The organism is Streptomyces gelaticus (assembly GCF_014649535.1).
Lineage (GTDB): Bacteria > Actinomycetota > Actinomycetes > Streptomycetales > Streptomycetaceae > Streptomyces > Streptomyces gelaticus.
In genome coordinates this window covers 381,454-393,982 of record NZ_BMTF01000002.1, presented here as the reverse complement: position 1 = coordinate 393,982, position 12,529 = coordinate 381,454, and the positions used below count along the sequence as shown (strand labels likewise).

The following is a 12,529-nucleotide window of genomic DNA, read 5'->3' as shown; positions in this document are numbered from 1 at the left end:
GGTGCTCAGTCCGCGACGCCCACCACGAGCCAGATGAAGCCCACCCCGGCCACGGTGCACAGCAGCGTGGAACGCGCCGGGTGTGCGTGGTGCGCCTCGGGGAGGATCTCGGCGGCGGCGAGGTAGAGCAGCGCACCGCCGAAGAAGCCGAGATAGCAGCCGAGGAGCTCCTCCGGAAGGGTGAACAGGAGAGTCGTCGCGGCGCCCACGATCGGCGCCAGGGCGTCCGCGAACAGCATGAACACGGCTTTGTGGCGGGCGTTACCGTACAGGCTGGTGATCGTGTACGTGTTGAAGCCGTCGGCGAAGTCGTGCGTGATGACGGCGAGGGCGACGGCGGCTCCCATTCCGGCGCCCACCTGGAATGCCGCGCCGAGGGCGATCCCGTCCATCAGGCTGTGGCCGACCATCGCCGCCGCCGCCGTGAGCCCGACCTGCGGCACCCGCTCCTCGCCCGCGCCGTGAGCCGCCCGGCGTACCGCGAGGAGCCGCTCCACGAGGTGGGCGAGGAGGAAGCCGCCGACGAACAGCAGCAGGGCGGCCGGGACGCCGAAGACGGGTTCGCCCGCGGCGTCGACCGCCTCCGGCAGCAGGTCCAGGCCGACGACTCCGAGCATCAGTCCGCCGGCGAAGCCGAGGACCAGGTGACGGCGGTCGGTGACGCGCTGGGCGACCCAGCCGCCTGCCAGGGTCATCAGGAACGCGCCGAGCGCGACGAACACCGCCATGCGCTCTTGCTAGCCGATTGACCCCGGTGCGCGCATCTCAGCGCGCCCCGCGCCGCCCTCTCCTCCCCCCCTCCTCCCGCACTCCGAAAGGACCCCGGCCATGTCCGAAGCAGTCCACGCAGCCTCCGTGTTGCGGCCCGCGTCGCTCGCCGTCGGGGTCGGCGCGTCCAGGGGCGCGCCGGCCGACGAGATCCTCGGGCTGGTCCGGGACACCCTGCGCGGGGCCGGGCTCTCGCCGCTGGACGTCGCGGAGCTGGTGACCGTGGACGCCAAGGCGAAGGAGCCGGGAATCGTCGCCGCCGCCGCGGCGCTCGGCGTGCCGCTGCGCACGTACCCGGCCGGGGAGCTGGCCCGCATCGAGGTGCCCGGTCCGTCCGGCGCACCACTCGCCTCGGTCGGTACGCCGTCGGTCGCGGAGGCCGCCGCGCTCGCGGCGGGGGGTGAGCTCCTCGTACCGAAACGGAAGTCGGCCCCGCAGGGGCGGGCGCCGATGGTGACCTGTGCGGTGGCCCGCCGCGAACGGCGCGGGAGGGCGGACGACGCGCTCGCGGCGCCGGAGGTGCCGTCCGGCCCCGGCCGTTGCGTGGAGCCGGGTGCCGGGCGCACAGTCGTGCTGCCGGACTCCGAGGACCAGCCGGGGCCGGCACGGCAACCGGCCTCCCGCCCCGACGGCGGCCCTCACCACCACCCCACGGCGGCCATGCACACTCCCGCGGAAAGACCCGACGCGACCGGCGCGGGCACGCACGATCTGCGGCACCACGGTGACGCGGAGGTACGGGGACGGGACCGGGATCTGACCGATCTCGCCGTCAACGTACGGGCCGGGACTCCCCCGGCCTGGCTGAGGGAGCGGATATCCGCGGCGCTGGACTCGCTCGCCGCCTACCCGGACGGCCGTTCGGCGCGGGCCGCGGTCGCGGCCCGGCACGGGCTTCCGGTGGAGCGGGTGCTGCTGACCGCGGGGGCGGCGGAGGCGTTCGTGCTGATCGCACGGGCGCTGCCGGCCCGCCGTCCGGTCGTGGTCCATCCGCAGTTCACCGAGCCGGAGGCGGCACTGCGCGCGGCCGGGCACGAGGTGGGGCGGGTGCTGCTGCGGACCGAGGACGGATTCCGGCTGGACCCGTCGGCGGTACCCGAGGACGCGGATCTGGTGGTGGTCGGCAATCCGACCAACCCCACGTCGGTGCTGCATCCTGCGGCGGTGCTGGAGCAACTGGCGCGTCCCGGCCGGACGCTGGTGGTCGACGAGGCGTTCATGGACGCGGTGCCCGGCGAGCGCGAGACGCTGGCCGGGCGTACGGACGTCCCGGGGCTCGTCGTGCTGCGGAGCCTCACCAAGACCTGGGGGCTCGCGGGGCTGCGGATCGGCTACGTGCTGGCCGGCCCGGGGACCGTCCGCGCACTGGAGGCGACCCAGCCGCTGTGGCCGGTTTCGTCCCCGGCGCTGACGGCCGCCGAGGCGTGCATGGAGCCGCGGGCCCTGGCCGAGGCGGCCGCCGCCGCGGAGCGGATCGCGGTGGACCGGGCCCATCTGGTGGCGGGACTCATGGAGTTCACCGAGATCCGGGTGGCGGCGCCGGCCGAGGCGCCGTTCGTCCTGGTCCGGCTGGACCGGGCCGGTGAAGTGCGGGAGCGGCTTCGGATGCTGGGGTTCGCGGCGCGCCGAGGGGATACGTTTCCCGGGCTCGGTCCCGAGTGGCTGCGGCTGGCCGTGCGCGACCGTGTGACGACCAACCGCTTCCTTCAGGCTTTCGACCAGGCACTGCAGACGCTGGGCGCGGCGGTGCGCTGACGGGGCAGCCGGTGAGGGACCGGCACCGGCTGCCCCGCTCGGGCTCGTGAAGGGTCAGCCCTGGGCGCGGCGCCTGGCCACGACCACCGCCCCGGCGCCCGCCGCCAGCAGTACGGCCGCACCGCCCGCGATGTACGGCGTGGCGGAGCTGCCGCCGGTCTCCGCGAGGTTCGAGCCGGCGGCCGGTTCGTGGCCGGTGCCGGTCTGCGGCTTCACCCCGCCGCCGGTGGTGCCGCCGTCCGTGGAACCGCTCGTGCTGCCGCCGTTGCCGGTGGAGCCTCCGTCACTGGAACCACCACCGCTGGAACCGCCGTTGCCGGAGCCGCCGTCGCTGGAGCCGCCGCTGTTCGACCCCCCGTTGCTCGATCCGCCGTTGCTCGATCCGCCGGTGTTCGATCCGCCGGTGTCCCCGCTGCCCGGTCCGGCCGGCTTCGGCGTCTGGCAGGTGGCCTCGACGAGGGTCACCTCACCCTGAACCTCCGCGACGTTCAGCTTGAGCGGGTTGACGGAGACCTTCAGCCGCAGCGCGGTCGCCGCGGCGGTGCGCGAGGTGGTGTGCGTCTTCGAGAGGTCGAGGCTCACCTCTCCGACGCCCGGCACGCTGATCTGCGTGGTGCCGCCCGCGGTGAGGTCGATCCGCTTGCCGAGGACCGACACGTGCCCCAGTACGTTCGACTCGGCGACCGGCTTCCGGCCCACCTCGCAGACCGCCTTCGAGGTGACCTTCTCCACCTCGATCAGGGAGAGCAGCGGCAGTCCGGGGACGTGGACCCGGGCCTTGGCCACATTGCTGTAGCCCTCGGCCCGGTGCTTGTCGACGGTGGCGTTCGCGGTGGCCACATCGGCGGCGAGCACGCTGACCGGCCGGCCGCCGTCCACCCCGTCGAGCCGCACGCTGAGCGCGGTCTCCTTGGCGTCGGCGGGTGCCTTCACCTCATTGAGCGTGGCCCTGAGCGGCACGTCGACCGTCTTGTTCAGGAGCGAGACGTCGAGTGCGGCACGGAGCACGACCGCGCTCGCCTTCCCGTCGCCGGTGGCCGTGGTGGTCGCGTCGGCGGCCTGCGCCGGGGCGGCGACCAGCAGGGCGACGGGAGCGGCGGCGACCGCCAGGGCGGCCAGGCGGAAGGTTTTGCTGTTCAAGGTGGTGGAACCCCCACAAGAGACATGGAGCCACCGGTGCCGTCCAATGGGGGACATCGAGAGCTCCGGTGGCCTCGACCCCGAAAGCTTTACGCACGGAGGGTGAACTCGCGGACACCTGACGTGAGTTCACCCCAAAGGGGGGTTTCCGCGCCTGTATTCGATTATCTCGGTACGCTCGTTCCTCCGGGTCCACCGAGTGCGGACGGCGCCGGAGCCGACCGAGCCGGGGTACGCGCAAAAATGTTTCAACGACGGGGCAGGCGATCCGGTAACTGCCCGTCACCACGGCGCACCCCGGTCACCGGGCCGCCGGGCTCAGCCGATCACCCGCCCGTTCAGCACCACCCGCCGCGGTGCCGCGAGCACCCGTACGTCCGCCCGCGGGTCCTCGTCGTACACCACCAGGTCCGCCGGGGCGCCCTCCTCCAGCACCGGCCGGCCCAGCCACTGCCGCGCGCCCCAGGTCGTCGCGGACAGCGCGTCCAGGGCCGGGATGCCCGCCTTCACCAGCTCGGCGACCTCGTCCGCCACCAGACCGTGGGCGAGCACGCCGCCCGCGTCGGTGCCGACGAAGACCGGGATCCCGGCGTCGTACGCGGCGCGCACCGTGTCGTAGCGCCGCTCGTGCAGCCGCCTCATGTGGGCCGACCAGCGGGGGAACTTGGCCTCGCCGCCCGCCGCGAGCGAAGGGAAGGTGGCGATGTTGATCAGCGTGGGAACGATCGCCACACCGCGCTCGGCGAAGAGCGGAATGGTCTCCTCGGTGAGGCCGGTGGCGTGCTCGATGCAGTCGATCCCGGCCTCGACGAGATCGCGCAGCGAGTCCTCGGCGAAGCAGTGCGCGGTGACCCGGGCGCCGAGCCGGTGCGCCTCGGCGATGGCCGCCCGGACCGCGTCGCGCGGCCAGAGGGCGGTCAGATCGCCCACCTCGCGGTCGATCCAGTCGCCGACCAGCTTCACCCAGCCGTCGCCGCGGCGCGCCTCCTGCGCGACGTAGGCGACCAGCTCGCCGGGCTCGATCTCATGGGCGTAGTTCCGGGTGTACCTGCGGGGCCGGGCGATGTGCCGGCCCGCCCTGATGATCTTCGGCAGGTCCTCGCGTTCGTCGATCCACCGGGTGTCGGACGGTGAACCCGCGTCCCGCAGCAGCAGCGCACCCGCGTCCCGGTCGGCGAGGGCCTGCTTCTCGCTGGTCGCGGCGTCGACGGCACCGTGGTGGTCGAGCCCGACGTGGCAGTGGGCGTCCACCAGGCCCGGCAGTACCCAGCCGGTGACGGTCACCGCCCCGTCCGCACCGGCCGGTCTCCCGTAGGAGATCCGCCCGTCGACCACCCAGAGCTCGTCCCGGACGTCCTCGGGACCGACGAGCACCCGCCCCTTCACATGCAGCACCTGCGATGCCTTGTGATCACTCATGGGCAGCACTGTACGAGGCGGCGCGCGGGGCCCTGGGTACGCTTCGACCGAAGCACTGTCCGTACGCGCCGCAGCGCGCCGGACCGACCCGACCCGAAGAGAGCACCACCGTGACGCACCCCTTCCTCGACCTCGCCCCGCTCACCGCCGCGCACTTCGCGGCCGTCGAGAAGCGGGTGGCCGGCCTCCTCGCCACCGAGCAGGACGTCGTCATCATGCAGGGCGAGGCGCTGCTGCCCCTGGAAGGCTGCATCCGGGGCGGCGCCCGGCCCGGCTCGACCGCGCTGAACGTCGTCACCGGGCCGTACGGGCAGACCTTCGGGAACTGGCTGCGGGACTGCGGTGCCGACGTGGTCGATCTATCCGTCCCCTTCCACACGGCGGTCACCGCCGACCAGGTCGCGCGGGCGCTGGCCGAGCACCCGGAGATCGACTTCGTCTCGCTGGTCCACGCGGAGGCGGCGACCGGAAACACCAATCCAGTCGCCGAGATCGGTGAGGTGGTCCGTTCGCACGGGGCGCTGTTCATGCTGGACGCCGTCGCCTCGGTGGGTGCCGAGCCTCTGCTGCCGGACGTGTGGGGCGTCGACCTCTGTGTGATCGGTGCGCAGAAGGCGATGGGCGGCCCGGCCGGGGTGTCGGCGGTGTCGGTGAGCGAGCGCGCCTGGGAGCGGATCGCCGCCAACCCCCAGGCCCCGCGCCGCTCGTACCTCTCGCTGCTGGACTGGAAGGAGCGCTGGATCGACGGTGGCCGCAAGGCCCTGCTGCACGCCCCCGCCCAGCTGGAGATGCTGGCGCTGGAGGCCTGCGTGGATCGGATCGAGACCGAGGGCCTGGAGGCGCTGATGGCACGCCACGCCGCCGCCGCCGCGGCGACGCGCGCCGGTGCGGTGGCTCTCGGCGGCGGGCTCTCGCCGTACGTGCACCAGGCCGCGGAGGCGGCGCCGGTCGCGACGACGCTGCGCGCCCCCGAGGGTGTCGACGCCGCCGGGCTGGTCGCGCGGGCGCTGGCGGCCGACCCGTCGCTGCCGCTGATCGCGGGCGGCGGCGCGCTGTCCAAGGAGATGATCCGGGTCAATCACTACGGCGTGGACGCGACGCGGGGCGCGGTGCAGTCCTCGCTCGCGGCGCTGGGGGCGGCGCTGGCCGACGCGGGCCGGAAGGTCGATCTCGAAGCCGCCCGCAAGGCGGTCTCGGAGGCCTGGCCGAGCGAGTAGCCCCTCGCCGCTCCTCGGGTGTGCGAGGGGCCCGGTCCCGCGAAGTGCCAGCTCCCGAGGGTGCGTTGGCCTCTCGGACCCTGGCGGGTGCCGAGAGCCGATGCGTACTATGTGGGACCTGATCACGACCGTCGGTGATCTCGGGACCGGAGGCCGGGGCACAGGGATCAGGCAACTGCACACCAAGCACCAGCGGGAGACTCGCCCATGCACTGTGGAGTAGAACTGACCGCCTATCTCGTCAACGAGTCGCGCGCCAGGATGCCCGATCTCGCCGAGGACCCCCTGGCGGCGGCATGGATTCCGGACGGCGACCGGCCCGCGGTGCGTGCGCTGTGGGACGAGTTCGCCGGCACCGTCTACCCCCACGACGATCTGGTGGTCTCGCTGCGCGGAAGGTACATCGCGGACACCCTGGCCCGCGCGCTGCGCAAGGATCCGGACACGGTGCTCGTCGTGTGCGGGGCCGGTTTCTCGTCGTACCCGTGGCTCCTGCCGTTCCGGACCGCGCTCGAAGTGGATCTGCCGGACATGGCCGCGGCCAAGCGGTCCCGTACGGCGCAGCTGGTGGCGTCCGGGGTCCTGCCGGAGCGCGATGTCCACCATCACGCGGCCGACCTCAGCAGCCCGGACGCGCGCAAGGAACTCGTGTCCCTGGTACGCGAATTGGCCGACGGGCGCCCGGTGGCCTATGTCGCCGAGGGCCTGGTCTTCTATCTGTCCCCGGAGGCGGCGCGCGCGGTCGTCGGCCTCGGGGCCGAGTTCGGTACGTGCGCGGTCACCGCCGTCAGCTACTGGCCCGCCGCGGCCGCGGGAAGCCGGGTCCTCGCCGACCAGCGTCAGTGGTTCCGCAGCCGTTCGGTCCCGGAGGAAGCCTCCTATCTGACCCACCACGGCCTGACCTCGCTGCTCGGCAAGGAGATCGAGGACTGCGGACCGGAGGATCTGCAGCGGCGGTACCTCGACCGCGTCGACGTGCCCGAGTCCGACCTGATTCCCGAGTACGTGGCCGTCTCCTGGAACGCGCCCGCGCAGAACGTTCCCGGGCAGGGCCTTCCGGGGCAGGCCGAGGTGACGCGTTGAGCGAGGTGCTGCACCTGCAGAGCAGGGCGTACCCGGTGCACCACAACTCCCCGCCCCTGGGCCTGGATTCCTTCCGGGTGCCGGGGCACGGCGAGTTACGCCCGGCCCCCGGTGAGCTGGGGACGCTCGTGTACAACCCGGACCACACGATCGAGCTCGACCTGAAGGAGATCATCACCGGGGTGATCACGCTTCCCGGTACGGAGATCGTCGGCTGCCACGCCCGGATCCTGAGCGCGGGCAGCATCCTGGTGACGTACGCGCTGCGGCACGAGGCGGACCTGCGCCTGCTCCCGCTCGCCGACCTCGACGCGCTGGACGCGCGGGTGAACAACGTGCTCCGCGAGGCGGACGGCCCCGTCCTCGCCGCGGTGCTGGCAGCCGCGGTGGCCTGCGGTCTGGTGCAGGGGCTCGCGCTGCGACCGGACCTCGCGAGCGGCGGGGAGGCGTCACCGGTGGACCGTCAGTCCGCCCGGTACAACTGCCACTTCGTCACCGAGGAACCCCCGTGGGCGACCGATCCGCGGCTGCCGCAGCTCAGTCCGGGGCCGCACTGCCGGATACTGCTGCCGTACACCTACGCCTGGGACCGGGACCCGGCGACGCCGCTGCACGAGCTGCGGACGATGCTGGAGCCCACCGACATCGCGACGGCACAGCAGTCCCTGCTCGTCGGTGCTCTGCTGGGTGGCCGCCGGATTCTGGTCGACCTCGCCAAGGCCGAGCACCCCATGACCGACGTCCACGCGTTCCGGCGCTTCCTCGACGGGGTCTGGTCCGACTACCACCACCTCGACGGCTACCGCATAGAGTCGGACCAGGGCCCCCGGGCCACCTATCTGGCCGCCCGTGATTCCATCGGCCTGGACAACACCCAGGAGCGGGCCGACAAGCTCCTCGGCTACGTCGGCAACTCCCTGCTGGCCGCCGCTTCGCAGCGGACCGAGGCACTCGACACCCGGCTCAACCGCGTCGCCTCCTCGCTCGCCATGGTCGCGGCGGCCTCCTTCAGCCTCGATGTCGCGGTGTTCCTGCTGCCCGATGTCTCGCTGGCACCGCGGATCGGCGTCGTCAGCAGCCTGATCGCGCTGACCGCCGCCGGGATCCTCGCCGTGTTCCTCCCCAACCGCCGCCGGTGGAGGCCTCCGTCGAGGCGCGGCGCCGCCGGGCCTGCGAGGCGCGTACCACGCGGGCGCACGGCAGCCCCCGCTCCTGTCCCCGCGCCCGGTCCGGACGGCCTGCCCGCCGACCCGTCCCCCCAGCCGTAAACCCGCTGTACCTGGCGGGCACCGGCGACCACAGTGGAGCCCATGACCTCTCTCGTACGTCACATCACGATCGACTGCGCCGACGCCTACGGGCTGGCCGGCTTCTGGGCCGGGGTGCTCGGCGCACGGCTCTCGGACGACGACGCCCCCGGTGATCCCGAGGCGCTCGTCGAATCCCCCGGCGCCGCGCTGCTGTTCATCCAGGTGCCGGAGTCCAAGAGCAGCAAGAACCGTGTCCACCTGGACATCCAGCCGCAGGACCGGACGAGGGACGAGGAGGTCGAGCGGCTGCTCGGCCTCGGTGCCACCCTCGTCGCCGACCACCGAAAGCCCGACGGGCGGGGCTGGGCGACGCTCGCCGACCCTGAGGGCAACGAGTTCTGCGTCGAGTGCGGTGCGGCGGAACGGGCGGCCCTGACCGGGACCCGGCTGCCGGTCACGGCGGACGACGTGACCACCGCGGTGGACCTCGCCCTCGCCGCGCTCCGGGAGTCCCCGGTGGACGACTGGAACATTCCGGCGGGGTCGCTGGAGTGGAGCTGCTGGGAGACCGCGGAGCATCTGAGCGACGACCTCTTCTCCTACGCGGCCCAACTGGGCCCGCGGCGGCCGGAGCTGGACACGTACCTCCCTTACCGCTGGAGCCCCGACCGTGAGGGCGGTCCGTGCAACGCGGTCTTCGCGGATCCGTCGGCCGGCCCCGCCGGGCTGCTCCGGACGCTGGAGGCGAACGGGGCGCTGCTCGCCGCGATGGTCCGAACGGCCTCGCCCGAGCTCCGCTCGTACCACTCCTACGGAGTGTCCGATCCGGAGGGCTTCGCCGCGATGGGGATCGTGGAGACCCTGGTGCACACGCACGATCTCGCCGCGAGCCTGGATGTCACCTGGAATCCGCCCGCCGGTCTGTGCGACCGGGTGCTGGCCCGGCTGTTCCCGGACGCTCCGAAGGACGCCGACCGCTGGACCGTACTGCGCTGGGCCACCGGCCGCGCCGAGCTGCCCGGCCACCCGCGCGTCACGTCGTGGAAGTGGCACAGTGCGCCGCTGGACGGGGCCGGTCAGGAGTAACGGGCGGCCGCCCGGACCGCTGTCCCGGGACGCTCCCGGGGAGAGGCGTTCTCCCCGGGAGACTTGAAGCTGCTTCGGTCCAGCGGTCAGAGTTCCGCGTCGAGGACGTCCGCCCACGCCGCGCCTTCCGTGCTCCCGTCGGACCGGGGCAGCGACAGCTCCGCCCAGATGACCTTTCCCTGGGAGGTGTAACGGGTGCCCCAGCGCTCGGCCAGCTGCGCGACGAGGAACAGACCGCGGCCACCTTCGTCCAAGGCACCGGCATCGCGCAGATGGGGTGAGGTGCTGCTGCTGTCCGCCACCTCGCAGGTGAGGGTGCGGTCGTACAGCAGTCGTACGGTGACCGGTGCGGAGCCGTAGCGGATGGCATTGGTGATCAACTCGCTGAGCAACAGTTCCGTGGCGAACGCAAGCTCGGACAGGCCCCAGTCGTCGACCTTCTCTGCCACGGCAGCACGCATTTCCGCCACAGCGGCAGGGTCGAACGGTACGTCCCAGTCGGCGACATGGTCGGGCGGGATCGCCCGCGCCCGGGCGATGAGCAGCGCCACATCGTCCTTCGGCCGATCGGGCAGGAGCGCGTCGAGGACCGCCTGGCAGCTCTCCTCCGGCGACCGGTCGGGATGGCCCGCCAGGGCCTGACGCAGCAGCTCGATCCCCACGTCGATGTCCCGGGTGCGGTCCTCGATGAGCCCATCGGTGTAGAGGACGAACTGCGTGCCCTCCGCCACCTCCAGTTCGGCCGTCTCGAACGGCATTCCCCCCAGGCCCAGGGGCGGGCCGGCCGGCAGGTCGGGGAACGACACACTGCCGTCGGGCCGGACCAGTGCGGCCGGGGGGTGCCCGGCCCGGGCCATGGCGCAGTGGCGGGAGACGGGATCGTAGATCGCGTACAGGCAGGTAGCTCCTGTGATCCCCGCATCGACGGTGGTCTCCGCCTCCTCCTGGTCGATGCGTCCGACCAGGTCGTCGAGGTGGTGGAGGATCTCGTCGGGCGGAAGGTCGAGTGTGGAGAAGTTGTGCACGGCCGTGCGCAGCCGTCCCATTGTTGCGGCCGCGTGCAGGCCGTGACCGACGACATCCCCGACGACCAGCGCCACCCGGCTGCCCGGGAGCGGGATCACGTCGAACCAGTCGCCGCTCACCCCGGAGACGGCGGGCAGGTAGCGATGGGCGACGTCGAGCGCGCTCTGTTCGGGCAGGGCCCGCGGGAGCAGGCTGCGCTGCAGAGTCACGGCCATGACGTGCTCACGGGTGTAGCGGCGGGCGTTGTCGATGCTGACGGCCGCCCGTGCGACCAGTTCTTCGGCCAGGGACAGGTCGTCTTCCTCGAACGGCTGGGGCTTCTCGGAGCGCCAGAAGTTGGCCATGCCCATGATGACGCCCCGTGCCCGGAGGGGCACCGTGATGAGCGAGTGGATTCCGTAATCGATGATCGCCCGCGTCCGCTCCGGGTCCTGGGCGAGCCAGCCGGGTGCGGCGGACAGGTCGGGCACCAGCTCCGGCCGGCCGGTGGCGAAGGCCCGTGCCTGTGGCGTGGACGGGAGAAAGTTGTTCAGTTGACCGATTTTGTACAGGGGATGATCGTCCCGGATGCCGCGTACAGCGGTGCGGCGCATTTCCGTGTCCGTGCTGGTCGGCTCGTCCCCGTGGAGAACCGGTTCGGCCAGATCGACGGTTCCGAAGTCGGCGAGCCGGGGGACCGCGATCCTGGTCAGTTCCTCGGCCGTGCGCACCACATCGAGGGTGGTACCGATGCCGAGACCTGCGTCGTACAGCAGGCGCAGCCGCTCGCGGGCGTTCTCCGCCCTGCCGGACAGCGCACGCAGCTCTGTGGAGTCACGCAAGGTCGCGACTGTCCCCCGGGGGCCGCCGTGACGGTCCGTGGGCCGCTGGTTCACCGCGAGCAGTCGGCTTCCCGCAAGGTGCACTTCGTCCGTGGCAGGGCGGCCCGAGGTCAGCAGCTCCTCCATGCCGGGATCGAGGCCGGCCAGGTCCGGGATACGTCGCCCCTCGGCGTCGAGCGGCAGATCCAGCAGCCGTCTGGCCTCGTCGTTGGCCAGCAGCAGTCGACCGTCGTTGCCGACGATGAGCACGCCTTCGCGCACGGCGTGCAGCACCGCGTCGTGATGCTCGTACATACGATTCATCTCGGCAGCGCCCAGACGGTGGGTCTGCCGCCGCAGCCGCCTCGCCACCAGGGCCGTCCCGCTCGTGGCCAGTCCGAGCGCTATCGCCCCGGCACCGAGGATGATCGGAATCTGCCGTGCCACCGCTCCGGTCACCTTCTCGACCTTCATGCCGGCAGCCACCAGGGCCACGACCTGCACGTGATCGCGGACGGGTACGATCGCCTGCACCTCGCGGCCGAGCGGGCCGTTGACGCTCTCGGTGTACACATGGCCGGCCAGCGCCGGCCCTATGGTGGCGACGGCCCTCTTCCCGATCAGCTCCGGCCGGGGATGCGTGTAGCGGATCCCCTTCGTGTCCATCACCACGATGAAGTCGACGCCGGCCGCCTTCCGCCCCGCCTCGGTGAGCGGCTGGAGCACCGCGGAGGGATCAGGGGCTTTCAGCGCGGTCACGATGCCCGGTGAATGAGCGAATGTCTGCGCGACGGCGATGGTGCGGTCTCTCGCCTCCGCGCTGTTGTCGCGCCGGGCCTCCACCAGGAGCGCCAGCATCGCAGCGGCCACGAGGAGCACGACAACAGCCACCTGCAGGGCGAAGACCTGGCCTGCGAGGCTCCGCGGACGCCTGCCCATGAGTGACCGCATCTGTGCGCTCCGGAATCGGCCGAAACGATTGACC

9 protein-coding genes are annotated in these 12,529 nt (G+C 72.5%); 5 read left to right on the top strand and 4 right to left on the bottom strand.

The window, feature by feature from the left end; genetic code table 11:
- Window positions 1-5: 5 nt before the first annotated feature.
- Window positions 6-728, bottom strand: coding sequence for a ZIP family metal transporter (locus IE107_RS04490; RefSeq protein WP_189541243.1), 723 nt, complete (start codon window positions 726-728; stop codon window positions 6-8).
- A gap of 100 nt (window positions 729-828) precedes the next feature.
- On the opposite strand from IE107_RS04490, the gene cobC reads away from it, so the two are divergent.
- On the top strand, window positions 829-2,523 hold the full coding sequence (gene cobC, locus IE107_RS04485) for an Rv2231c family histidinol phosphate aminotransferase CobC (RefSeq protein ID WP_189541241.1): 1,695 nt from the start codon (window positions 829-831) through the stop codon (window positions 2,521-2,523).
- Between the two features lie 54 nt (window positions 2,524-2,577).
- On the opposite strand, the gene IE107_RS04480 is transcribed toward cobC, so the two are convergent.
- A complete protein-coding gene (locus IE107_RS04480) occupies window positions 2,578-3,663 on the bottom strand; it encodes an SCO1860 family LAETG-anchored protein (protein WP_189541240.1) in 1,086 nt (361 codons plus the stop codon).
- 318 nt (window positions 3,664-3,981) lie between these two features.
- Window positions 3,982-5,058, bottom strand: a complete 1,077-nt coding sequence (locus IE107_RS04475; RefSeq protein ID WP_189541399.1) for an amidohydrolase family protein — start codon at window positions 5,056-5,058, stop codon at window positions 3,982-3,984.
- Between the two features lie 134 nt (window positions 5,059-5,192).
- On the opposite strand from IE107_RS04475, the gene IE107_RS04470 reads away from it, so the two are divergent.
- The 4 genes from IE107_RS04470 (at window position 5,193) to IE107_RS04455 (ending at window position 9,718) form a co-directional block, all read left to right on the top strand.
- Window positions 5,193-6,299, top strand: a complete 1,107-nt coding sequence (locus tag IE107_RS04470) for a pyridoxal-phosphate-dependent aminotransferase family protein (RefSeq protein ID WP_189541238.1) — start codon at window positions 5,193-5,195, stop codon at window positions 6,297-6,299.
- Between the two features lie 207 nt (window positions 6,300-6,506).
- On the top strand, window positions 6,507-7,382 hold the full coding sequence (locus tag IE107_RS04465; protein ID WP_189541236.1) for a class I SAM-dependent methyltransferase: 876 nt from the start codon (window positions 6,507-6,509) through the stop codon (window positions 7,380-7,382).
- Window positions 7,379-8,650 (top strand): hypothetical protein, encoded by a 1,272-nt coding sequence (locus tag IE107_RS04460; protein WP_189541234.1) that lies wholly within the window; start codon window positions 7,379-7,381, stop codon window positions 8,648-8,650. The genes IE107_RS04465 and IE107_RS04460 overlap by 4 nt, the downstream gene beginning before the upstream one ends.
- A gap of 42 nt (window positions 8,651-8,692) precedes the next feature.
- On the top strand, window positions 8,693-9,718 hold the full coding sequence (locus IE107_RS04455) for a VOC family protein (protein ID WP_189541232.1): 1,026 nt from the start codon (window positions 8,693-8,695) through the stop codon (window positions 9,716-9,718).
- Window positions 9,719-9,804: 86 nt separating this feature from the next.
- Here IE107_RS04455 and IE107_RS04450 read toward each other — a convergent pair whose 3' ends face one another.
- Window positions 9,805-12,483, bottom strand: a complete 2,679-nt coding sequence (locus IE107_RS04450; RefSeq protein ID WP_229866685.1) for a SpoIIE family protein phosphatase — start codon at window positions 12,481-12,483, stop codon at window positions 9,805-9,807.
- Between the last annotated feature and the right edge of the window lie 46 nt (window positions 12,484-12,529).